Origin of the sequence: Methylibium petroleiphilum PM1, assembly GCF_000015725.1 — a bacterium.
Taxonomy (GTDB): domain Bacteria; phylum Pseudomonadota; class Gammaproteobacteria; order Burkholderiales; family Burkholderiaceae_C; genus Methylibium; species Methylibium petroleiphilum.
Genome location: NC_008825.1, coordinates 1,972,705 through 1,993,877, shown reverse-complemented (window position 1 = coordinate 1,993,877; position 21,173 = coordinate 1,972,705). Strand labels below are relative to the sequence as shown.

At 69.6% G+C, this 21,173-nt stretch carries 33 protein-coding genes; 9 read left to right on the top strand and 24 right to left on the bottom strand.

Annotation, left to right across the window (positions count from 1 at the left end; all coding sequences use genetic code 11):
- Positions 1–52 precede the first annotated feature (52 nt).
- Positions 53–1,000 carry an asparaginase gene (locus MPE_RS09390; RefSeq protein ID WP_011829460.1) on the top strand — a complete coding sequence of 316 codons (948 nt, stop codon included), beginning with the start codon at positions 53–55 and terminating at the stop codon, positions 998–1,000.
- A gap of 12 nt (positions 1,001–1,012) precedes the next feature.
- Here the strand turns inward: MPE_RS09390 and MPE_RS09385 are convergent, their stop codons facing one another.
- Genes MPE_RS09385 through ygfZ form a run of 3 tightly spaced genes read right to left on the bottom strand, consistent with a single transcriptional unit; the run spans position 1,013 to position 3,253 of the window.
- Positions 1,013–1,969, bottom strand: a complete 957-nt coding sequence (locus tag MPE_RS09385) for an NRDE family protein (RefSeq protein ID WP_011829459.1) — start codon at positions 1,967–1,969, stop codon at positions 1,013–1,015.
- Entirely contained in the window at positions 1,957–2,274 is a 318-nt protein-coding gene (locus MPE_RS09380) for a DUF4936 family protein (RefSeq protein WP_011829458.1), read from the bottom strand. The genes MPE_RS09385 and MPE_RS09380 overlap by 13 nt, the downstream gene beginning before the upstream one ends.
- Before the next feature lie 7 nt (positions 2,275–2,281).
- Positions 2,282–3,253, bottom strand: coding sequence for a CAF17-like 4Fe-4S cluster assembly/insertion protein YgfZ (ygfZ, locus tag MPE_RS09375; protein WP_011829457.1), 972 nt, complete (start codon positions 3,251–3,253; stop codon positions 2,282–2,284).
- Between the two features lie 44 nt (positions 3,254–3,297).
- Between ygfZ and mltG the strand changes: the two genes are divergently transcribed.
- The 7 genes from mltG (at position 3,298) to MPE_RS09340 (ending at position 8,333) form a co-directional block, all read left to right on the top strand.
- Entirely contained in the window at positions 3,298–4,311 is a 1,014-nt protein-coding gene (gene mltG / locus MPE_RS09370) for an endolytic transglycosylase MltG (RefSeq protein WP_011829456.1), read from the top strand.
- A complete protein-coding gene (gene tmk, locus MPE_RS09365; protein ID WP_011829455.1) occupies positions 4,308–4,955 on the top strand; it encodes a dTMP kinase in 648 nt (215 codons plus the stop codon). Before mltG ends, tmk begins: the two co-directional genes overlap by 4 nt.
- Entirely contained in the window at positions 4,952–6,025 is a 1,074-nt protein-coding gene (gene holB / locus MPE_RS09360) for a DNA polymerase III subunit delta' (protein ID WP_011829454.1), read from the top strand. The genes tmk and holB overlap by 4 nt, the downstream gene beginning before the upstream one ends.
- Positions 6,025–6,411 carry a PilZ domain-containing protein gene (locus tag MPE_RS09355; protein WP_041929622.1) on the top strand — a complete coding sequence of 129 codons (387 nt, stop codon included), beginning with the start codon at positions 6,025–6,027 and terminating at the stop codon, positions 6,409–6,411. The genes holB and MPE_RS09355 overlap by 1 nt, the downstream gene beginning before the upstream one ends.
- Before the next feature lie 90 nt (positions 6,412–6,501).
- Positions 6,502–7,314, top strand: coding sequence for a TatD family hydrolase (locus MPE_RS09350; RefSeq protein ID WP_011829452.1), 813 nt, complete (start codon positions 6,502–6,504; stop codon positions 7,312–7,314).
- Positions 7,315–7,322: 8 nt separating this feature from the next.
- On the top strand, positions 7,323–7,949 hold the full coding sequence (locus MPE_RS09345) for an ankyrin repeat domain-containing protein (RefSeq protein ID WP_011829451.1): 627 nt from the start codon (positions 7,323–7,325) through the stop codon (positions 7,947–7,949).
- Between the two features lie 135 nt (positions 7,950–8,084).
- Positions 8,085–8,333, top strand: a complete 249-nt coding sequence (locus tag MPE_RS09340; protein ID WP_011829450.1) for a hypothetical protein — start codon at positions 8,085–8,087, stop codon at positions 8,331–8,333.
- Positions 8,334–8,758: 425 nt separating this feature from the next.
- On the opposite strand, the gene MPE_RS09335 is transcribed toward MPE_RS09340, so the two are convergent.
- Both MPE_RS09335 and MPE_RS09330 read right to left on the bottom strand, forming a co-directional pair.
- Positions 8,759–9,061 carry an SEC-C domain-containing protein gene (locus MPE_RS09335; protein ID WP_011829449.1) on the bottom strand — a complete coding sequence of 101 codons (303 nt, stop codon included), beginning with the start codon at positions 9,059–9,061 and terminating at the stop codon, positions 8,759–8,761.
- Between the two features lie 424 nt (positions 9,062–9,485).
- Positions 9,486–9,857, bottom strand: coding sequence for a hypothetical protein (locus MPE_RS09330; protein WP_041929621.1), 372 nt, complete (start codon positions 9,855–9,857; stop codon positions 9,486–9,488).
- A 174-nt stretch (positions 9,858–10,031) separates the two neighbouring features.
- Here MPE_RS09330 and MPE_RS22740 point away from each other — a divergent pair, with 174 nt between their 5' ends.
- Positions 10,032–10,532 (top strand): hypothetical protein, encoded by a 501-nt coding sequence (locus MPE_RS22740; RefSeq protein WP_011829447.1) that lies wholly within the window; start codon positions 10,032–10,034, stop codon positions 10,530–10,532.
- A gap of 71 nt (positions 10,533–10,603) precedes the next feature.
- Here MPE_RS22740 and MPE_RS24300 read toward each other — a convergent pair whose 3' ends face one another.
- The 19 genes from MPE_RS24300 to MPE_RS09240 all read right to left on the bottom strand — a co-directional run bounded on the left by MPE_RS24300 (position 10,604) and on the right by MPE_RS09240 (position 20,987).
- Positions 10,604–10,759 carry a hypothetical protein gene (locus MPE_RS24300; protein ID WP_158304608.1) on the bottom strand — a complete coding sequence of 52 codons (156 nt, stop codon included), beginning with the start codon at positions 10,757–10,759 and terminating at the stop codon, positions 10,604–10,606.
- A 67-nt stretch (positions 10,760–10,826) separates the two neighbouring features.
- Complete coding sequence (locus MPE_RS24295; protein WP_158304607.1) at positions 10,827–10,979, bottom strand: hypothetical protein; 153 nt, start codon at positions 10,977–10,979, stop codon at positions 10,827–10,829.
- Entirely contained in the window at positions 10,976–11,395 is a 420-nt protein-coding gene (locus MPE_RS09320) for a holin family protein (protein WP_011829445.1), read from the bottom strand. The genes MPE_RS24295 and MPE_RS09320 overlap by 4 nt, the downstream gene beginning before the upstream one ends.
- On the bottom strand, positions 11,392–11,910 hold the full coding sequence (locus MPE_RS09315) for a hypothetical protein (RefSeq protein ID WP_011829444.1): 519 nt from the start codon (positions 11,908–11,910) through the stop codon (positions 11,392–11,394). Before MPE_RS09315 ends, MPE_RS09320 begins: the two co-directional genes overlap by 4 nt.
- The gene (locus MPE_RS09310; RefSeq protein ID WP_237706389.1) at positions 11,907–12,590 is read right to left on the bottom strand and encodes a glycoside hydrolase family 24 protein; all 684 of its coding nucleotides are present in this window, start codon (positions 12,588–12,590) and stop codon (positions 11,907–11,909) included. The genes MPE_RS09315 and MPE_RS09310 overlap by 4 nt, the downstream gene beginning before the upstream one ends.
- Complete coding sequence (locus tag MPE_RS09305) at positions 12,590–13,339, bottom strand: hypothetical protein (RefSeq protein WP_011829442.1); 750 nt, start codon at positions 13,337–13,339, stop codon at positions 12,590–12,592. Before MPE_RS09305 ends, MPE_RS09310 begins: the two co-directional genes overlap by 1 nt.
- 1 nt (position 13,340) lies before the next feature.
- Complete coding sequence (locus MPE_RS09300; protein WP_011829441.1) at positions 13,341–13,823, bottom strand: hypothetical protein; 483 nt, start codon at positions 13,821–13,823, stop codon at positions 13,341–13,343.
- A gap of 3 nt (positions 13,824–13,826) precedes the next feature.
- Entirely contained in the window at positions 13,827–14,153 is a 327-nt protein-coding gene (locus tag MPE_RS09295) for a hypothetical protein (protein ID WP_041929620.1), read from the bottom strand.
- Between the two features lie 61 nt (positions 14,154–14,214).
- Positions 14,215–14,577 carry a hypothetical protein gene (locus MPE_RS09290; RefSeq protein WP_011829439.1) on the bottom strand — a complete coding sequence of 121 codons (363 nt, stop codon included), beginning with the start codon at positions 14,575–14,577 and terminating at the stop codon, positions 14,215–14,217.
- A gap of 4 nt (positions 14,578–14,581) precedes the next feature.
- Entirely contained in the window at positions 14,582–14,938 is a 357-nt protein-coding gene (locus tag MPE_RS09285) for a hypothetical protein (protein ID WP_011829438.1), read from the bottom strand.
- 80 nt (positions 14,939–15,018) lie between these two features.
- Complete coding sequence (locus tag MPE_RS09280; protein WP_011829437.1) at positions 15,019–15,855, bottom strand: major capsid protein P2; 837 nt, start codon at positions 15,853–15,855, stop codon at positions 15,019–15,021.
- A gap of 270 nt (positions 15,856–16,125) precedes the next feature.
- On the bottom strand, positions 16,126–16,770 hold the full coding sequence (locus tag MPE_RS09275) for a hypothetical protein (RefSeq protein ID WP_011829435.1): 645 nt from the start codon (positions 16,768–16,770) through the stop codon (positions 16,126–16,128).
- Positions 16,767–17,216: a hypothetical protein gene (locus MPE_RS09270; protein ID WP_011829434.1), complete on the bottom strand. Its 450-nt coding sequence runs from the start codon at positions 17,214–17,216 to the stop codon at positions 16,767–16,769. The genes MPE_RS09275 and MPE_RS09270 overlap by 4 nt, the downstream gene beginning before the upstream one ends.
- Complete coding sequence (locus MPE_RS09265; RefSeq protein ID WP_011829433.1) at positions 17,209–17,499, bottom strand: hypothetical protein; 291 nt, start codon at positions 17,497–17,499, stop codon at positions 17,209–17,211. The genes MPE_RS09270 and MPE_RS09265 overlap by 8 nt, the downstream gene beginning before the upstream one ends.
- 2 nt (positions 17,500–17,501) lie before the next feature.
- Positions 17,502–17,711, bottom strand: a complete 210-nt coding sequence (locus MPE_RS09260) for a hypothetical protein (protein WP_041929619.1) — start codon at positions 17,709–17,711, stop codon at positions 17,502–17,504.
- Complete coding sequence (locus MPE_RS22735; RefSeq protein WP_011829432.1) at positions 17,665–19,800, bottom strand: replication endonuclease; 2,136 nt, start codon at positions 19,798–19,800, stop codon at positions 17,665–17,667. Before MPE_RS22735 ends, MPE_RS09260 begins: the two co-directional genes overlap by 47 nt.
- Positions 19,797–20,369, bottom strand: a complete 573-nt coding sequence (locus tag MPE_RS09250) for a hypothetical protein (protein WP_011829431.1) — start codon at positions 20,367–20,369, stop codon at positions 19,797–19,799. The genes MPE_RS22735 and MPE_RS09250 overlap by 4 nt, the downstream gene beginning before the upstream one ends.
- Positions 20,370–20,469: 100 nt before the next feature.
- Positions 20,470–20,787: a hypothetical protein gene (locus MPE_RS09245; RefSeq protein WP_011829430.1), complete on the bottom strand. Its 318-nt coding sequence runs from the start codon at positions 20,785–20,787 to the stop codon at positions 20,470–20,472.
- On the bottom strand, positions 20,784–20,987 hold the full coding sequence (locus MPE_RS09240) for a hypothetical protein (RefSeq protein WP_041929618.1): 204 nt from the start codon (positions 20,985–20,987) through the stop codon (positions 20,784–20,786). Before MPE_RS09240 ends, MPE_RS09245 begins: the two co-directional genes overlap by 4 nt.
- Positions 20,988–21,173: the final 186 nt, after the last annotated feature.

The following is a 21,173-nucleotide window of genomic DNA, read 5'->3' as shown; positions in this document are numbered from 1 at the left end:
GGCGCACTGAATTTTTATCCAGTGACTGTATTTTTATCCAGCTTCCCAGAAAATGCAAAGCCCTGAACCCCAGCCCGTGGCGCGCGTCGTGATTCTGGCCACCGGCGGCACCATCGCGGGTACCGCGGCCACGGCCACCGACAGCCTCGGCTACACCGCAGCGAAACTGGGCATCGCGCAGTTGCTGGCAGCGGTGCCGGCCTTGACCGGCCAGCCGATCGAAGCAGAGCAGGTGGCCCAGATCGACAGCAAGGACATGGGCGTGGCGGTGTGGCGGTCGCTGACCCGCCGCGTCGCGCACCATCTCGCACGCCCCGAGGTGAGCGGTGTCGTCGTCACCCACGGCACGGACACGCTGGAGGAAACCGCCTACCTGCTGCAGCGCGTGCTGGCGCCGTGCAAGCCGGTGGTCCTGACCGGTGCCATGCGGCCCGCCACCGCCGTGCAGGCCGACGGCCCGCAGAACCTGCTCGATGCGGTTGCGTTGGCGCGTGAGCCGGGCGCGGCAGGCGTCTGCGCGGTGTTCGCCGGCTCGGTGTTCGGTGCCTTCGATGTGCGCAAGCGCCATACGCATCGGCTCGACGCATTCGGCGCTGGCGATGACGGGGCCATCGCCCTGATCGAAGGAGGCGGCGTGCGTCGCCTGCGCGACTGGCCGACGGGCCTGCCGCTCGGCGTCGAGGTCCTCGAGCGGCCCGAGCCGCGGGTCGAGATCGTCGTCAGCCACGCCGGTGCATCGGGCGCGGTGGTCGACGCCTTGCGGGCGCAGGGAGTCGATGGTGTCGTCGTGGCCGGCACCGGCAACGGCAGCCTGCACCACGCGTTGGAAGCGGCGTTGCGGAGCGCCCAGGCGGCGGGGATCGTGGTGCAGCGCTGCACGCGCGTCGCCGACGGCGCCGTGCTGCCGACCGGCCACGACGCCTTGCCGATCAGCGAAGCCCGGACACCAGCCCAGGCCCGCATCGAACTGATGCTTGCGCTGATGGCGCGCAGCGCCTGATGCCTCTGCGGCTCAGCGAGCCGGCTTGAGGACCCCGCGCGCACGGATGCGCCGCGGCGGCGTGCTGTCCTTTGCCGGCAGCGCGCTGGGCTCCTCCACGGTGCTTTCCGACACCGATTCGGCCGCGGCGTGCGGCACCTGTCCCACCCCGCTGTAGCGCGGCGGCCAGTCCAGCAAACGCGAGCGCCGCAACAGGGCCACGCCCGCGCCGACGGCATAGCTGCGCTCGAACACGTGCGTGACGAGCTGGCGCTTCACTCGCTCGGTGATCACCAGCGTGGAGCAGCGCGTGCCGTAGCGCCCATCCACCGTGCGGATGAAGGCGGCGGAGAGTTGCGCCTCCAGCTCACGCGGAATGCCGGTCGACGGCAGCTCGGCATCGGCGGCCACGCTGCGGTCGACCAGCGCTTCGAACAATCGACTGGCGAGCGCATCGACCGGCTCTTCCGCAGCCGTTTCGGCGAGGGCGCCTTTCACGCGTGCCTTCAGGTGTTCGACCTTGGGCCACGGTGTGTCGAGCGCCGCGTTCGACAGCCCGTAGAGGCCACGCTCGATGCGGCGCGGCAGCGCCGTCGCACTGCTGGCCCAGAAGCATTCGCCGCGCGCGAAATCGGCCGCGACGAGGTTGAAGCCGTTGTAGCCCGACACGGCCACCTGGGTCCAGAAGCGGTCGAGCGGCTGCTCGCCATGCAACCAGTGCGGCACCAGGCCGCCGCGCGAGGGCGCCTGGGCATCCTGCCTGCCCGGCGCCCGGACGTTCGTGACCAGCGCCAGGCGACCGGCAGCGGTCAGGCCCAGCCACGTGCCGCCGGCCTGCAGATCACGACCGCCCAGGATGTCGGGACCGCCGCCCTGGGGCGTCCACCAGGCCAATCGCGCGGTCGGACGATCGAAGAACTCGTCGCGGTTGGACGCCAGCACCAGCGGGAAACGCCGGTCCTGGTCGAGCGCCAGTGCTACGAGGCACATGCGACGAAATGCTCGACGTGGCGAGCGCCGACCAGCCAGGGCGCAAGCCCCCGAGCGGCCCGCTCGACATCGGCCGCCAGCGCAGCCGGATCAGCGTCGGGCGGCAGGCCGTAGGTCTCCATCCAGGTGTGCAGACCCTCCTGCGCTTCAGGCCGGCGCAGCAGACGCACATCGAGCGCCGGATGGGCCGCCTGAAGGGTGATCTGCATTGCCGTCGCAGCCGCCATCAACTCGTCGGCGTGCACGTCGCGAACGCGGTAATAGATGAACAGCGCGTGCCGCCCCATCGGTGAGACAGCCTGCATCGCCGCTTCAGGCCGCGTTCTCGCGCGGCACCGCGTAGGGCAGCGCCAGCGGCTGCAACCTGGCGCCGCCGCTGCTGCCGAGGTGCAGGCTGCCGTCGTCGAGCGCCGAGAGCTTCAGCTCGACCAGCGCATCCCACCCGCCGCCGGGTGCCGGCGCCGCCAGCGCGATCAGCCCACTGGGTTGGGCGTCATCACCGCTCCAGAACACTTCCTGGCCGGGCAGGGCGGCGGCGTCGCCGTGCACGAGCGCGGCGCGGCGCTTGATCGTGCCGCGGTACTGGCTGCGCGCGACGATCTCCTGCCCGGGGTAGCAGCCCTTCTGGAAGTTCACGCCGCCCACCAGCTCGTAGTTCAGCATCTGCGGCACGAAGGCCTCGACGGTGTTCGCCACGATGGGCGCGACGCCGCTGTGCACCTCGAGCCAGTCCCAGCGCTCCAGTGCGAGGGCCGGCAGGGCATTCAGCACCGCGTCGGTTTGCGCCGCGGGGCCGGCCCACAGCCAGCGCGCCTGGCCAGCGCCGTCGGGCAGCCGGACCAGCAGCGCGTCGTCCAGCGCATGCCGCGACCAGACCGCGCCGTTCACCGCCGCTGGCAGCACCTGCGCCAGCCAGGCCGCGGCGCTGCGGCCGGCCAACCCCACCAGCACGGCGTCGTCGCCCCCTTCGCTCAGTTGCGCCTTGGCACGCAGCACGAACATGCGCAGGCGCTTGAGGGTCGCGGGCAGCACATCGCTGCGGCAGGCCAGCCAGATCTCGTCGTGGCTGCGCTTGAAGGCCACGAAGCTCGCAAGCATGCGGCCCTTCGGCGAGCAGTAGGCGGCGAGCCGGGCCTCGCCCAGGCCCAGTCCAGTCATGTCGTTGGTGAGCTGGCCGTGCAGGAAGCTCGCGGCGTCGGCACCGGCCGCGCGGATCACTCCGCTGTGCAGCAGGCGCACGGCGCCGTCGGCCACGGAGGTGCTGGAGGGGAGAGGGGTCGACATGGCCTGATTATCATCAGCGTCGACATGAAAGTTCTCTCCCGACGATGAAGCGCGCACTGAAGCGAGGGCTGTTCCTGCTGTTGGTGCTGGCGTTCGCTGGCGGCGGTCTGGCGGCCTGGTGGCTGACGCAGCCCCTGGCGCTGGCCTCGCCCAGCGTCGAGCTGTCGGTGGAGCCGGGCACGTCGCCACGCGAGATCGCCCAGGGGTGGGTCGACGCAGGGGTCCGCGCGCCGCCGCTGCTGCTCTACGAGTGGTTCCGCTGGTCCGGCCAAGCGCGCAAGATCCGCGCGGGCAGCTACGAGATCGGCCCGGGCACCACGCCGCTCGCGCTGCTGAACAAGATGGTGCGCGGCGACGAGGCCCAGGCCACCGTGCGGCTGATCGAAGGCTGGACCTTCCGGCAGTTCCGCGCCGAGCTCGCGAAGGCCGAGGCGCTGAAGCCGGACACAGCCTCGATGAACGATGCCGAAGTGATGGCGGCGCTGGGCTCACCGGGCCGATCGCCGGAGGGCTGGTTCTTCCCCGACACCTACGCCTACAGCAAGGGGGCGAGCGACCTCGCCGTGCTGCAGCGTGCCCACCGCGCGATGCAGCGCCGCCTCGAGGCGGCCTGGCTCGAGCGGATGCCCGACACGCCGCTGAAGAGCCCCGAAGAGGCCCTGACGCTGGCGTCGATCATCGAGAAGGAGACGGGCCAGACGGCAGACCGCGGCAAGGTCGCCAGCGTGTTCGTGAACCGGCTGCGCATCGGCATGCCGCTGCAGACCGACCCCACGGTGATCTACGGGCTCGGCGAGGCCTTCGACGGCAACCTGCGGCGGCGCGACCTGCAGGCCGACACGCCCTACAACACCTACCTGCGCACGGGCCTGACCCCAACACCGATCTCGATGCCGGGCAAGGCCTCGTTGATCGCGGCGGTGCGGCCGGAGACGAGCCGGGCGCTGTACTTCGTCGCCCGGGGCGACGGCAGCAGCCAGTTCAGCGAAAACCTCGCCGACCATAATCGGGCCGTGAACCGATACCAGCGCGGCGGCGGCCGCGGCGCCGCGCCATGAGCGCCGCCCCCCTCGCGCCGCCGTCCGGGCGCTTCATCAGCTTCGAGGGCATCGACGGCGCTGGCAAGTCGAGCCACCTCGATGCCGTGGCCGAGCGCTGGCAGCGCCGCGGCCTGGAGGTCGTGCGCACCCGCGAGCCGGGCGGCACACCCCTCGCCGAGACCCTGAGGGATCTGGTGCTGCACCAGGGCATGGATGCGCTGACCGAGGCGCTGCTGATCTTCGCGGCGCGGCGCAACCATCTGCAGCAGTGCATCGCGCCTGCACTCGAGCGCGGCGCCGTGGTGCTGTGCGACCGCTTCACCGATGCGACCTTCGCCTACCAGGGGGCTGGCCGCGGCTTCGACCTTGCGGTGCTGACCACGCTGGAGAGCTGGGTACAGCGCGGCCCCGGCGGGCTGCGCCAACCCGACCTGACGCTGTGGTTCGACCTGGATCCGGCTGTCGCGGCGCAGCGCTTGGTGGCGGCTCGCACGCCGGACCGCTTCGAGCGGCAGGACGAGGCCTTCTTCCATCGCGTACGCGACGGCTATCGGGCACGTTTCGAGGCCCAGCCGGAGCGCTTCGTGCGCATCGACGCCTCGCAATCGCGCGACCAGGTGGCGGTGCAGATCGCAGCCATGCTGGCGGAGCGGGGCTGGTGAGCGCCAGTTCCGACGACGGGCTGCTGCCCTGGCTCGAGGCCCCGCTCGCGCAGGCGCTGCACGGCACGCGCGGTCATGCCTTGCTGCTGCACGGCATGCAAGGGGTAGGGCAGTTCGAGCTGGCACTCACGGTGGCGGCGGCCTGGCTGTGCGAAGGCGATGACCCGGCGGCGCGCCCCGGTGGCCGCGCCTGTCGGGGGTGTGCGGCCTGCCGGCTGATCGCGGCTCGCACCCATCCCGACCTGATGGTCCTGGTCCCCGAGGCACTCCAGGAGGCGCTGGGATGGTCGGGGAGCGACGAGGCCGCCGACGGCGAGGGCGGCAAGAGCAAGGCCAAGCCCAGCCGCGAGATCAAGGTCGAGGCGGTCCGCGCGGCCGTGGCCTTTGCCCAGCAGACTTCGTCGCGTGGCGGCGCCAAGGTGACGGTGATCTACCCGGCCGAACGCATGAACCCCGCGAGCGCCAACACCTTGCTGAAGACGCTGGAAGAGCCGCCGGGAAGGGCGCGTTTCGTGCTGGCCAGCGCCGCGCCGCAGCGTCTGCTGCCGACGGTGCGCAGCCGCTGCCAATCCCTGCGCGTGCCGTTGCCAGCGCCCGATGTCGCGGCCGGCTGGCTGGCCGCACGGCAGGTCGCGCAACCCGAGGTGTTGCTGGCGGCGGCTGGCGGCCAGCCGCTGGAAGCGCACGAGCGGCTCGCGTTGGGGGTGGATGCACCGGCCTGGCTGCGCTTGCCGCGCGAGGTGCTGGCAGGCCAGGCCGCCACCTTGGCGACCTGGCCGCTGCCGATTGCGATCGATGCCTTGCAGAAGCTCTGCCACGATGCACTGGCGATCGCGGTCGGGGCATTGCCCCGCTACTTCCCGGCCGACGGCCTGCCGGCCGGCGGCGACGTGGCGCGACTGACCGATTGCTCCGCAGACCTGCGCCGTGCGGCTCGACACGCCGAGCATCCATGGAACGCAGGCCTCGGCGTGGAAGCCCTGGTCTTGCGGGTGCGCGCGGCGTTGCGGCCCGGCAAAGAAGGCGATGCGCAACACTCGCGCCGCCCGTCATTGGCTACACTGAAGTGATGAACGAATCGAACGCCCGGGGCCCCGCCAGCGCTGCTGCCAACAGCGCACGCCCGAGCGTGATCCAGCTCGTGTTCCGCGAGAAGGGCGCGCTGTACGCCGCCTACATCCCGCTGTTCGCCGAAGGCGGCCTGTTCGTGCCCACCACGCGCGAATACCGGCTCGGCGAGGACATCTACCTGCTGCTCTCGCTGCCCGACGACCCGCAGCGCTATCCGGTGGCCGGAAAGATCGGCTGGGTCACGCCGGCCAACGCATCGGGGGGCCGCACGCAAGGCGTCGGTGTCCGCTTTCCGACCGACGAGAAGACCCGCCTGCTGAAGGTCAAGATCGAGGAAATCCTCGGCACCTCGATCTCCTCGGCCAAGCCGACGCAGACCATCTAGCCGGCGGCCGGATCGGCCGAGTCGAAGAGGGCGGCCCGCCCGCGCCACGCCGATCATTCCGCTGAATTCCTTCTGACGAATCTGCCCGCGATGTTCGTCGACTCCCATTGCCACCTGAGCTTCCCCGAACTGCAGGCCGATTTGCCGTCCATCCGCGCTGCGATGGCGCGTGAGCGGGTCGATCGCGCCCTGTGCATCTGCACCACGCTCGAAGAGTTCGACACCGTCCATGCGCTTGCCATGGGGCACGACAACTTCTGGTGCAGCGCCGGCGTGCACCCCGACAACGAGGGCGTGCGGGAGCCCAGTGTCGCGGATCTGCTGGCGCTAGCGGCACAGCCGCGCGTTGTCGCGATCGGCGAGACCGGGCTCGACTACTACCGCCTCGGAGAGCGCAGCGTGGCCGACATGGCCTGGCAGCGCGAGCGCTTTCGCGTCCACATCCGGGCCGCGCGAGAGAGCCGCCTGCCGCTGATCATCCACACCCGCAGCGCCAGCGACGACACGCTGGCGATTTTGCGCGAGGAGGGCGCCGGCCCCGAGGGCGGCGTGACCGGTGTCTTCCACTGCTTCACCGAGACCCGCGCGGTCGCGCGCCTGGCGCTGGAACTCGGGTTCATGATCTCGTTCTCCGGCATCCTGACCTTCAAGAACGCTGCCGAACTGCGCCAAGTGGCGAGCGAAGTGCCGCTCGACCGCTGCCTGATCGAGACCGACAGCCCCTACCTCGCACCCGCACCCCACCGCGGCAAGACCAACAACCCCTCCTACGTACCGCTGGTCGCCGCGCAACTGGCGCAGATCAAGGGCTGTTCCATCGAGGCCGTAGCCGAGGCGACGAGCCGCAACTTCGAGCGCCTGTTCGGCCCGGCCGTGCAGTTGCGGGAGCCTGAAAACTCCTGATCAATGACATGAAAAAGCTTCTGTATCTGCTTGTCGCTCTGTCATTTTCTTCGGCCAACGCCGGCTCTTACGACGACTTTTTCCGAGCCGTCGTCAGCGACGACAGTGCGGCGATCCGCAAGCTCGTCGCGCTCGGCTTCGACCCCAATTCGCCCGATCCCAAGGGCCAACCCGCCATCTCCCGCGCACTGTTTGCAGAATCCGCCGGTGCCGCGCTGACACTCGCGCGCCTGCCCGGCACCGACCCCAACGCCCGCAACACCGCGGGCGAGACGCCGCTGATGGTGGCCGCTCTCAAGGGGCAACCCGAGGTGGCATCGGCGCTCATCGAGCGCGGCGCGGTCGTCGATCCGCCGGGCTGGACGCCGCTGCACTACGCCGCGGCAGGCAACTCGCAGCCCGTGCTGGAGCTACTGCTGAAGCAGGGTGCCGTCGTCGATGCCCGGGCGCCGAACGGACGCACACCCTTGATGATGGCCGTGCTGCACGCCAGCGAGGACCTGATCGACGCCTTGCTGGCTGCCGGCGCGAATCCTCAGGCGCGCGAACGCAACGAACTCACGGCGGCCGACCTGGCGCAGAGGGCCGGACGCGAACGGCTCGCGTTGCGGCTCGCGGCCTTGCCGGCGCGCTGAGGACCACGGCGAGGTCTCGACCCGACAGCGTGTCATCCAAATTCCGACACGCCATTTGGCGCCGGGACGACTACGGCAGGCCACTCGGCCTGCCTACATTGGGATCATCGCCACGCCACCTTCGAAAGGGACAGCATGCTTCCGATCCAGATCACGTCGAACCCGTTCGCTTTGTTGATGGAGCCGGAAGCGGTGGTCCAGGCGATGGAGCACTCCGATCGCCTGAACCGCCTGCAGCGTCGCATCTGCCGCCCACTGGACAAGCAGACGCTGACGCCTGGCGAGGCCGACGCAGCATCCTTCGATCGCGCCGTCGAGGCCGAGCCCGAGGCAGACCCTGAGCCGTTCATCGCCACATCCTCGCGCGCTGCCGGGTTGATCTGAGCGTTCGCGAGCGCTCTCGAACGCCGCATCAGCGGTGTCGAGGGGGCCCAGAGAGGGGCTGGATCAACCCTTGGGATGGCCTGAATAACCGCGCCAATGTATAACCCCGCCAGGGGTTTCGTGATACCACTTATCCACATACTCAGCGTGTAGCTGAGCCGCAAATCCCACTTTGCGCGCCAGATGTCGAGGCCCCAAGCCCAGCCGACGCCGATGTGCGCGGCCCTGTAGAGCGGATCACCGTTGAGAAGACGCCATATGTCGCCCTCGACGGACCCAAAGAGCCAGCAGCGGACCCGGTGCCAGCGACCCTTGACCACCTCCATGGCCAGCCGATCCCAGGGGTCGTAGGGCGTGAAGGGGCCATCGGCCATCCGCTCCCAGGCGTCCTGAACTTGGAACGCGGGCTCAGCCATGACGCCCCCTCAGGGTTTGCCGTGGCAGTGCTTCCACTTCAGCGCGTGGCCGTTCAGATCGACCGCACCGCAGGGGCAGGGGTCCGAACGGCTCGCCGGGGCCTTGAAGGCCGGTTTCTGGGCCGGTGAGGGCGCTTCGACCGAGGCAGGGGGCCTGGGCGCCCTGCGCACACCCGGGCCATCCGGCATTCGGGCATCGAGGTAGTCCCGCAGCGCGATCGCCAGGAGCGCATTCATGCTGACCCCGACGAACTCCGCATAGGCTTTGGCATCGGCCTCGACCGATTCGGGCAGACGAGCAGTGAACGCCACGAGGGCCCCCTTTCGTTTGATGTGGTATCACTTTAGCACCACCGTTCTGTCTATGAAGAAGGGGGGTGCCGATCGCCGGCTTTGTTTACTCATTGTTCTAAAGTGTCCTAGGAATAAATTTAGGCCGGTCGGCCTTCGGCCGCCCCGCCTCCCTGCGGTCGCCGGGGCGCCGCTGTCCGTCCGTCCCGGGGCGGTCGCCTCGTACCTCGTCTCCCACCCCCGTCCGTCCGGCCAGCTGCTACCCGGCCTGCCTTCGGATTGCTTGCCAGGGTCACCCTCCCGCAGCGCTACAACACCAGCCACTAGCCGAGGGCACGTCAGCACGCGGGGGTTGCACCCCCACACCGGGCTTTGCCCGCCCCCGGGAGCTTTCGCGCTCCCCCCTGCGGGGCCCCCCTTCGAACACGGCATCCGATGAAGGAGGTCAGCCACGGCCGTCTCCCAGGAGGGGCGCATTGGCAGCGCCAGAGTCGGAGAGCGCCAGGACGTGGGCAAGCTGGGCGCGAAGCTCGCCGTTCTCCCGCCGGAGCGCGTTGACGTAGCCCACGGCCGCCGTAGCATCGTTGACGGCCGCGCAATGCACCGCCGAGCGACCCCAGCGGGTCAGCCAGTACAGCGCCAGGCAGGCGGAGCGCGGCGCCGACCGCGCCTTGTTCCATCGGTAGACCGTGCTCAAGCCGACCCCCAGGACCCGTGCGACACGGTGCGGCGGAGGCCGGCCAAGATCCTCAAGGATCGTTTCCCAAATTGGGAGTGCACGGGGCGCATGGTCAATGCTGTAAAGGTTCAGCTTCATGGGAGGCGACCCCTCCCATTCATCCAACTAACCGCGCCAATGTATATTATGTCAACTCTTGGGCTGGCCCTGGGGGTGTGGCAATGGCTGTCCGGCCGTGCGAAACCGCACCGCTTTGGTGTCTCCGATGGGACACCCGTTACAGGTCTGACCCCCGCCTGACGATGCACCGTCATGCTGAATCGGCTGCCTCGGCAGCTCCCCGCGTTCCCTGACTTGCTGGCCGACCTGGGCAACCCCGGATCGGCCGTGCTCGCTCGCGCCCTGGGCGTGACCGACCGCACGGTGCGGCGCTGGCTGGTGGACGGCAACGCGCCGCGGCCGGTGCTGCTGGCGCTGTTCTGGCTCACCCGCTGGGGTCAATCGGAGGTGGCGTGCGAGGCGCACAACAGCGCCGTCATGCACGCCGGCATGGTGGGCTGCCTGCAGCGCGAAATCGCGTCGCTACGCCGCGAGCTGGGCCGCGTGCTGGCCCTGAGCGAGTTCGGGTCCGCCAACAGCCCGAGCGCTGTCCACGTCGAGCACGAGCCCGACGACGAACCACAGGACGACGGCCGGCGCGACGGTGGCCGCGAGATCGGCCCAGCTCGGCGTGTGCCGGTCACGGTGGGCAAGGTCATACAGCTCTTTCCCCGCCCCGACCGCCAGCACGACGCCGAGCGCGGCCGGGCCTGAGTCGAGCAGCACCCAGGCGATCAGGAACACGAGCGCGCCCGCGATGGCGTGCAGCACCTTGTCTCGGCCGATCACACGCGCACCCCGCGCACTTGGCCGTTGCCGTCGATGTACTGCCACGGGCCCAGCTCGGCCGGCTTCGCCTGGCGCTCGAAACGCCGCAGGATAAGCGCCGCAATGACCGCGACCGCGACGCCGATCGCGATCGACTTCGCGGTGCCGCTCACTTCTTGCGACGGCGGAATTGGCCGTTCTTCTTGCGCGGGGGGAGTCGCTTCGCCATGGTGGTGTTCCTCACGTGGTGTGCAGCGGGTCGAGGTCGAGAACCCGCTCCAGCCGGTCTAGACGCCGCTCGACTCGGCGCATGAACTTGTGGGCCGCCAGCAGCATGGGCACGGCGGTGGAATTGAGGATGGCCAGCAGGAACGTGGCCTGTTCGATCGTCATGACTTGCCCTTGATGCGCTCGACGCTGCGCAGCGTGCCCAGGCCCAGCAGTCCGAACAGCAGCTCCCATAGCGCGCCGTCGATCGTCGGCAGCTCGGGCAGCTCATGCCCTGCGACCGCGAAGCCGAACGCGACCATCGGCCGCGCGACGAACTGCCACGCGAGCGCGCCCACGCAGACCCAGCCGGCGGCCGGCCGCCAGCCGCCCTTGAAAATGCCCGGCGACGCTGCCTCGGTGTTGTTCACGCCGATCTGCGCGAGCGCCAGCGCCTGGGCCGCGCGTTGATCGAACGTGCCTTCCGACTGCGCCTTGATCAACTCGACCTCAGCGCGCGCCCGCTCGATCGGATCGGGGAAAACGCGGTCGAGCACGGAGCGCACCGCATCGCCCAGGAAACCGAGTGCCAGCGGGCTCATGGGTAGTAGTTCCCCATGGCGTCAACGTAGCCCGTGCCCATGCCGGCGTCGGTCTGCCCGTTGGACCCGGCGCGGCCGGAGGTTTCGTAGTAGGCCTCACGGTCGGAGCGCGCGAAGTCGCCCGTTCCCTGGGCCGGCGCGAGCGTGATCAAGGCCACCTGGGCGGGCGAGCCGGCCGGCGGTGGGGTGCCGCTGCCTTCGTCGAGGAACAGCGCCTGTGCGAGCGCGCCGGCACTGGCCCAGCGCGACGCGAAGAAGTACCCGCCTACGTCGATCAGGTAGCGGGCTTGTGCCGGGCTGGTGACGGTCTGCGAAGGCGTCGGCAGGCCCACCACGGCACCCACCCCGCCCACGACGCCGGCCGCGGTGCTGTCAACGGCGCGGATCGCGCCCGTCGTCAGCACTTCGGCCGCGTTCTGGATGCCGCCGCGCTTGAGCACCCACATCGCGAGCAGCACGCCCACGCCGAGCACGCCGCCGATCACGACGGTTTCGACCTTGGGGAAGCCGCTCATGCGAGCACCCCGCCGGCCCGCTCGAATGCGTCGACCAACGCAGTCAGCCGGCGCTCGGGCTGGCCGTATCCGGCGCCGGGCAGGCTGGCCCACTCGAGCCGGCACTTCGCGACGGCATCGGCCACGCGGCCGGCCTGTACGTCGTCGAGCGCACCGCGCTTGCGGATCAGGTAGACCGCTGCCGCGTCCTGGCTGGCGGGTCCGAAGTCGGTCAGCCCTAGCTGGCGCTTGCACAGCAGCCACGTGGACTTGATGAGCTGGTAGCGCCCTGCCGCGCTGCTCACGCAGCCGGGCCCGAAGCCCGCGCCCGCGCACATCGCATCGGGCAGGCGCTCGCCCTTCCATTCGCCCGTGACGGCCGGGTGGTCCGACAGATCGGCGATGGTGTGCGCGTAGGCGTAGCAGACGCGGTAGGGGTCTGGACGTCGATCGGTGCCTTCGGCGCTCGCGATCATCGCGAGGAACGCGGCGGTGTTCGTGTCGTGCATGGCGGCCTCGGTCTGCTGTTGGTCTAGCTGGCGCTCGATCGCGCCCAGCGGGTTGAAGTAGTCGAGCGCGGTTGCGCCGTCGCCCTCGCCCATCGCTTCGGCCTGGGCAGCGCCGTCGGCCGCACGGCGCGCGAGCACCGCGCCACCGATCAGCGCAACAGCAGCGACGGCCGCGACGGCAACGCGGCTCATCAGTCGAATTCCTCGAAATCGAAGTTGCCGCAGACCTCACGGTTCACGACGGCGCCATTGATCAGGAAGCACTGCCCAGGCTGCAGCAGGATGGGTGTCGTCAGCGCCAGCTCGACGGTCACGAAGTCCTGCACGTACACACGGCCGCCGAAGATGTAGCCCGGCAGCTCGGGCGCGGTGGGCGTGGCGCCGGCAGCGGTGGCCGCGTAGGCGGTGGCCGCCGACGCCGGGCCGCCCACGCGCTTGTTGTTCGCCGTGGTCGAGCCGAGCACCGTGCCCGGCGCGCCTGTGCCGTAGCCGAAGAACACCGCTTGTGCGGTGGCCGCTGCGATCTGCACGCGCTTGATGGCGACTTTGCGCGAGCCCGCCACCAGCACCGACAGGCCGACCGCGCCGACCGTGGCCGCGACGCGCGTCGAGTTCAGGAACTGCGAGAGCGCGGCGGTTTTCTCGACGCCTTGATCAACGACGCGCACGACGCCGGGCTGGCGCCGCGAGCCGCCCTGCCCTTCGTGAACCATGAGGGTCACGGTCTGCGCGACGGCGCCGTTGGTGACGACGAATTCCGTGAAGGGGCCCGAGACGAACAGGCCCGACAGCGCGCCGAGCATGCCGTCCGACTTGCCGCCGTTGGCATCGTAGAGATCGACGTTCAGCGCATAGGCCGCGTCGATGATCTCGAAGTAGCGGCCGGCGCGCTTGAACACCTTGGTTTCGTTGGCCGCAATGGCGAACGTCAACAGCTCCATGTCACTTGCCCTTCGAGAGGATGAACAGCGCTGCGACCGCAGCGGCTGCAATGGCCGAATACTTGAAGCCGTCGGCCAGCTTGCCGTCGCTGGGCGCGCTGGCCTCGATCGCGTCGGCATAGGCCCGCGTCGTGTTGTTGCCGGCCTGGGAGTAGAGCGACGTGACCGACTCGCCCAGGCTCTTGATGGTGTCGCTGCCGAGCTGGGCAATGAACTTCACCGCGTCCGATTGGGACTCGGCGAGCTGGCCCTGTAGCTGGCCGTTCAGCTCGACGATCTTGGCCGCGTCGGCGTTGTTCACCGTCGTGGTGGTGCTGGTGCTGGTGCTCTTGGTGCTGCTGTCGCGCACATCGAACCGCGTCGAGCTGTCGGACGTGAGCGAGCCGCCCGCGCCGATGACGGTCGAGCCCTCGGCCGCTACGCGGTTGTCCTGCTGCGTGCTAGTGCTGCTGCTCGCGCTGCTGCTCTTCTGCTTACTGCCCATGGCTCACAAGTCCTTTTCCAGCTCGATCGAGCGGATGCGATAGCCGCGGGCCACGAGCAGCGGCACCAGCGCGCCGCGCCGCGTGAACATGCCCAGCAGCACCGCGCCGGCATCCTTGGCCGCGGCCTCCAGCGCGTCGAGCGCTTCGTACGTTCGGCTGCCGGTGGTGGCCGCTGCCTTCAGCGTCGCCACGTTGCCGTCGATCGACACCGCGACAGCGCCGACGACCTGGCCGGCCTCGATCACGTCGAGCAGCTCGCAGCCCTCGGCGATCTCCGCCGCGGTCGATCCATCAACCGAGCGACGATCGACGGCCGCAAGCCGCGTCAACGATGCAGCGCCGTCGCTCGATCGCTCAACCCGCACTCGGTGCAGCGCCTGCGCTCCCACATCAGCCCCGCTTGCGCTTGAGCAACAGCACCGCGACCAGCAGCACCGCGCCGCCGATCATCAGCACAGGGGACACGCCGCCGGCCGTGACGAGCCCGGCCGGTGACGGCAGGCCCTCGGCGCTGTAGTCGGTCTTGCTCGGCGTCGCGATCTGCGTGCCGCCGAAGTTCACCGACCAGCCCGAGCCGTCGAGCCGGTTGCCGTGAGCTGCCGAGCCGGCCTCACCGCCGAGGAAGGGGCCGCCGCCACCACCGCCGCCCGCAAGGTCGGACACACCGCCGAGCACGCCGCCGATGGCAGCGCCCCACGGGCCGAATGCCGCGCCGGCAGATGCGCCGGCCGCGATGCCGCTGCCGCCGGCCATGGCGTCAGCGCTTCAGCAGCGCGAAGGCCGCGAGGGCGACGCCGCCCAGCAGCAGCCACGTGCCCATGCCGCCGCCCAGCGCACCGCCGAGCAGGGTCTGACCGGTGGCGTTGGGCGCCTGGGTGTAGGTGCGGCCGTTGGCACCCGCGAATGTGCCCGGCTGGTTGTTGCCGGCGATGTTCACCGGGCCGAAGCGGTTGTCGATCGCGCGGACCAAGCCGTATTGGATCGCCCCTTCCCACCAGCTCGACCCTGCCGCGGCGGGCTGGAACGGCGCCATCTTGGCCGTGTCGCTCCAGTCTCCCGGCAGGCTCTGCGTGTAGTAGGGGTCTCCGGCTGCCGCGTCGAGTGCTGCACTCATGTCCTGTTTCCTTCCGTGTTGGGCGGGCCGGTGTCAGTGCCGGCCCGCCCTGCCTTCTCGGCTTCGCTTCGCGGTGGGTGTCAGAGTTGCGAGTTCAGCGAATAGGCCTCGACGTAGATGTCGAGGGTGTCGGCCGCGGCCGTGGTGACGCGCACGTCGAGGTTCTGCACCGGCACGGCCTGGCCGGGCGCGACCAGAATCTGCGCGGTGTTCAGCGCGTTCGCCTGCAGGCTGTCGGGCAGGAAGTCGACGCAGAAATACCCGGCCTGTGGCACGCGGCCGAAGTCCTGCAGCCGTTGGTTCGCAAAGGCGGTCGGCAGATCGTCGTACATGTCCGAGCCGTCGCGGCGCACGCGCACGCTGGAGAGCTGGGCATGCTTGATCAGCAGGCGCTTGACTTGGAAGCCGTTCACGCCGAACGGGATGTAAATCTGCTCCTGCGCCGCGGCGCCGATCACCTTTTGCATGTACTGCACGCGCTGGATGATGCGGTTCGCGCTGGGGGCTTCCACGTCGGCCCAGCCCGTGATGATCGAGGCCGCGACCGCGGTGTAGTTGCCGAGATCGAATTCCAGCGTGAACTGTTGGACGCCGGCTTCCTGGGTGGCCGCAACGGTGCCCAGCGTCAGCGCGGCTTCTTCACGAGCGAGGCGCTCGGTGAAGTCGATCACGAGGAACGCAGTTGAGCCGGTGTAGTTGCCCTTGTAGGCGTTGTGCGCGATCAAGTCGGCAGCGGTTTTCCAGCGGGCGAATTCCTTGTTGTTCAGCTTGAGCACGATGTTCGTGATCAGCGAAGTCAGGATGTTGGTGCCGAGCTGGAAATAGAGCTTCTGGTAGGTGACGCCGAGCGGCAGCGACAGGGAAACCCGCTGATTCGGGCCGACGTTCTGGAGCTGGGGGAGACGGATCGGGCGCATGAGCGGGTGTCCTGTTCGTTGGGTGGAGGGAGAGCCGCCGGCCGATCAGCCGATCAGTGCCTTGTCGACGATGCTGCGGGTGGCCGAGACCTGACGCAGCGCGTAGATCGTGGCGAGCACGATCGCGGTCGTGATGGCGGCGTTCTTGAGTTGGGCTTTCATGGGGTCGATTCCTGTGCAAATGGTGGGTTGAAGAGAGCCACCATTGCGCCCCGCGCCGCTGTACGTTGGGGGCCCGGACGCCCGTACGTAGCCCCTACGTAGCCCACCTCACCGAGACATGCGAATCGAGCCTTTTTGCAACACGCCGGCCCGGAAATCCCGCTCGAGGTACGCGATCGTGGTGGCCTTCTCGGTCTCGACGGTCTGCAACGCCGACACGTCGGCCAGCGGTACGTCGAGCGCCTTTGCCATGGCCGCGCGATCGTCGCTGTAGCGCAGCGTGAAGCACCGGATGAAGGTGCAGTTGCCCATGAAGGTCTTGTCGATCAGCGCCGGCCGCTGGGCCGCGCCGATGATGTGCAGCGCGCGGTGCCGGCCCTGCGTGATGCAGCGGCGCCACGCGGCCGGCGCCTGGCTGGCCGTCGTCACGTCGCTGAGTTCTTCGGCCAGGAACACCAGCGAGCCCACCTCGAATGCGAGCGAGCAGACCAGCGCGAAGGCGTCGGCTAGCGGCATCCCCGAGCCCGCCACGTAGCGCACGCGCACGGGTCCGTCGCCGGCCTTCTTGAACTCGGCCACCAGCGCCGGCAGCGTCGTGATCCGCTTCGCGTGCTTGCCGTACTCGTCACGTGGGTCCCAGATCAGCAGGCGCTGCGGCTTCAGCGCCGCCAAGGCCTTGTTGATCGACACGCCCTTCCCGCTGCCGCTGGCGCCGATGTAGGCCCAGACCATCGGCCGATTCAGCACGCTCATGGCCGCACGCCCTCCTCGGCCTCGGCCGGCTCCGCGCGTGGCATGGCCTGCCGAGCCTTCTCGGCCTTGATCGCCTGCAGCGTCACGAGCGTCGGCGGTGCCGTCGCCATGGCGAGCGCGATGTACGGGCCCCAGCTCGACATGAGATCGCCCAGGCTCCAGCCGTGGCGCTCCATCACCTGGGCGCCGGCCGTCGAGATGCTCTGCAGCGTGCCATCGCTCCACGTGTCGCCGAACTTCGGCCACCACTCGAACATGGGCGCGACCAACAGCCGCGCCATCGTCAGCGCGCCCAGCAGCTCGGCCGAGCTGTCGGCGATGACCTGGGCGGGCTCCGGTGGCCGCAGGCCCGGCGGCAGCGCGCCGGCTTCCAGCTCGACGGCCTGGGCGGCGAGTGCGTCGAGGCCAGGCGATTCGGGCGCCTGGGGCGCGTCGTCGTCATGCATGGCCCAGCACCCCCCACCCCATCGGTGCGCGCGTCGCTGGCGCCGGTTGCGGCGCCGTGGCGATCGGTGCCGGCGGTGCCGGTGGATCGTCGGCCGGCGGTGCGGCCGGCTCCGCGATCAGCAGCGCGCGCAGCTTGTCGTCACTGCGATCGCTGCGCGCGAATCCTTGGAAGTTGCAGGCGTTGCAAGTGATCACCGACAGCTTCGACTTCGCGAGCGACAGGCGCGCGCGGTCGGAGCTGCACAGCGGGCACTTGCAGCGGCCGATGGTCTCGGCCGCCATGATCAAGCCGGGTCCGATCTGGACGGCGCCGCGTCGTCGGGCAGCAGGCCCGCAGCGTCGAGCGTCGCGACGATGCCGGCGTTCAGCTCGCGCTGCAGCTCGATCGCCTTGACGACGTTGACCGGCACGAACTTCGTGCTCGAGCTGGAGTGCAGCGCGTCGAGTTCAGCCGCGACGATCTTCGGGCTGCGGTGGGGGGTGGTTTCGCTCATGGTCGGCTTCCTTTGGGTGTGACCGACCCCGGTCCCATGCATGCCAACGCCCGCGCTTGCGCGTGCGCTCTATCGAAGGCCCGAACAGCGCCGCCGGATGACGCTTGTATAGGTCCGGCCGCGTACAGTTATTGACAGGACTCCAAGGCCGCGCGGCTTCGCCGCCCGGCAATGCAAACCGCAATGCGGCTGCGCCCTCGGTTCCCTTGGGCACGATCATCCAGGCGCACCGCTCGCTCTCCACTTCCGCGAGCACGGTCCGCCGACGATCGAAGGCCTTGACAATGCCGAAGGCCGGCACGCGCTCTAGGCGAATCTCTGTTGTCTCGACGCCGATCGACCGCGGCGCCATGAGTTCGCCGTAGCGCCCTACTTCGCCGGTCTGCTCGCGCAGCAGGCGCACGCGCAGCGAGCGCCGCGGCACGCGCGGGCCGCCCTGCAGCTCTGTGTACGCGGCCCAGCCGTGCGCCGCGGTCTCGCGCCGCTCAATGTCGTGCGCTTCGTCGATCTTCTCGGCGCCGCTGGTGACGTTGACCGCATCGAGCATGAAGGCGACGCCGGCCGCGGCCTGGGCTTGGTCTGGGTGCAGGCGACGCAGCTCGCGCCAGATGCCGACCGGCGCACCGCCGATCTGTTGAAACTGTCGAATGCGCCACGTCGAGGCCCAGGCATCAACGCGGCGCGAGCTGGTGAGCGCATCGTTCCCGTACAGGTCTTTCTCGACCTTGTATCCGTCGATGTTCTTCGCGACGTACTTTGCGATGTAGCCGGCCGCCGAGCCCTGGGTCCAATCGATCTTGACTACTTCAACACGATGCTTCCGGGCCCCTCTCTCAGCCGGGTCAGCTTGCCACAGAAAATAGCGCCGCAAGAGCCGCACCGCCACCCTACATCCAGGCCGCGCGAGACCAGCTCGGGCGCTGGAGGCTAGAGCGGATCGCGCGGCGGGTGAGCCGTCAGCGACACATCCACCGTCGCGCCCACGAACGGCGGCACCACTTCCCCCAGGTATCGCCATCTTGGGGAAGAACAACAAGAAATGCCAATGTGGAGTTCCATCGTGGTTGGGCTCTGCGATCCTGAATCCGTACCACTGTAGCCCAGCGCGATCGGCCGCCGAGCGGCACTTTTGCCACTGCTTCGACAGGTGGCGCTGAGCCTCGTCCGGCGTTGTGCCGTCGTGCTTTGGGTTGCGCTCCACGCCGTACCCATCGCCCTTGGTTCGATAGGCATGCATGCGCGATGGACACGTGACCGTGACGAAAAACGCTTCGTCGTCGCAGTCCTTCGCGATCAGCTCAAACCCCGCAATGCGCGTCATCAGCTCATGCCGACGAATCTCGCGGTTCGCTGGGCCACGGGCCGCCAGCTCGGCGAGGGTGTAGGCCTGCCCGTGCTCATTGATGGCCGCGACCGACTCCAGCGCCCGTTCGTTGCGCACGCGCTGGCCGGTGCGGCGGTTGAGCCCGTCGTGACTCACGTAGCACCCTGCCCGCTTGTGCACGAGGCCGATCGCGCGCGCCGTCGATTCGACCGCCCGCGCGTGCACCTTGCGCAGCACGCGGCGCCACCAGCGCGCGCAGCAGACGCGGCGCAGGAAAGGCACGATGGCACCGCGCACGCGATGCACGACGCCGCGGCGCTCCAGCCAGTGCTGCGCTTCAGCGAAGGCCGCGAGCGTGGCGCAGCGCTCGACCCAATCGACCGACCACGGAGAGACGGCCGGAGCGATGGTGGCCCGCGTGATCTGCTCGCGCTGCCCGAGACGGCGCTCCATGTCGCGCGCGGTGAGGTCGGCCAGCGTGCACAGCTCCGTGTCGTTCGCGTCGGGATTGAGCCCGGCCGCCGTCGCCGCGCGGATGCTGCGCACGCGCTGCAGCAAGTCGAGATTCGCTGGCGCCCGATCGGCGAGACGCCAGCGGCGCCAGCGGTTGTACAGGCGATCTATCCACGACGCCGGCAGCGTGCTCAGGCGCTGCTGCGCGTCGCGCTCGTCCTGGCGCAGCGCGAGGGCTTCGCCGTCGAGCTGTCGATACTCGCCCAGGGTTTCGCCTGGGCGCATCGGCGCCGGGCTGAATCGCTGCCTCATGACGGCCGGCACCTAGACGCCAGCTCGACGAGCCACGCCGCGAGCTGGGGGGGGGTGTGCTCGCGCTCTGCCTTCCGGAGCTGCGGCCGGTACCGCGGGTGGCCGGCGCGGATGCGAGACGACGGCGAGACGACGTGCGTAGCTTCGCCCAGGCGCAGCGGGATCGCCGGCACGTCGAGCGGCTCACACCCAACGATGTACAGGCGCGTAGCCTTGTCCGCGCGGTGGCCCCACCAGCTTTGAAAAATCGGCAGCGTCCAGCCGCCGAACTCGTCACGCTCGCCGATCGCCGGCAGCCCTGCCACGGGCCAGAGCGTCGATGCCGCCGGATGCTCCAGCACGCCGCCGTGCGCGCGCACCTGGCTAACAGCCCACAGCGCTAGATCCTTCTCGTCGGGGCGCGGCTTCGCGAAGTGCCGGAGTGAGCCCCACGCCCTGCACGGCGGATGCGCAACCGCCGGCACGCCCCCAGGCCAGCGGCGCGCGTCGCGATCGATGCCCCACACATCGCAGCCGGGCAAGGTCTTGTAGACCGAATCAGCGCGGGCGAACAGCACTGCGACGGTCACGGCCGGGCGCCCTGCTCTGCCGCCGTGATCGTTTCCGCTGGTGGCTCGACGCTCGCCGCGGCGTAGGCGGCGAGGATGGCCAGGACGAGCGCAAGGCGCTTCACTGCAGGCACCCCGGCCGGTGCGCGAGGGCCTTGCAGCCGCTGCACTCGCCGCACACGCGACGCAGGTTCGCGAGCGGCTCGCGGTGGACCCAGGCATGGCCGGCGAGACGCAGCCACGCGGAGGGCCGGTGCTGGTGATCGTCGGCGAAGCCCTCGACCGTGCCGTAGAACGTCGAGTCCGACCACGTGAAGCACACGCGGTCGCCGATGATGATCGGCAGGCGCGGCGCCGTCGCTGCCATCAGCGCGTCGAGCCGGGCGCGCAGCGCCACCAGCTCGGCGTGCTGCAGGGTGGACAGATCGAAGCCGCTCATGCCGGCACAACCTTCGCGTCAGGGACGCCGATCCACGCGAACGCACCCGAGACGATGCCGCCGGACATGCGCCGCGCGCTGGTGCGCTCATAGGCGATGTAGTAGCTGCCCTGCTCCCGACAGACGCGCTTGACCCACCGCTGCGGCATGCCGGGCTGCGTGGGCAGCTCGATGATGAATTGCTGGCCTTTGCCCGCCATATGGAACCCCTTCCATTGCCGCCCCGCCCCTGAGGGGTCCGCCGGGGCTGGGCCGGGGTCGGGCTTCGTTAAGGACGAACCCGGCGGACGGCGCAAATGTACCGGACATGCACGTCCGTACGCAAGTGGGCGCCTTGCTGGTGTCGGGCCGGTCCTGTACGGTACAGGCCTTGTACGTACGGACAG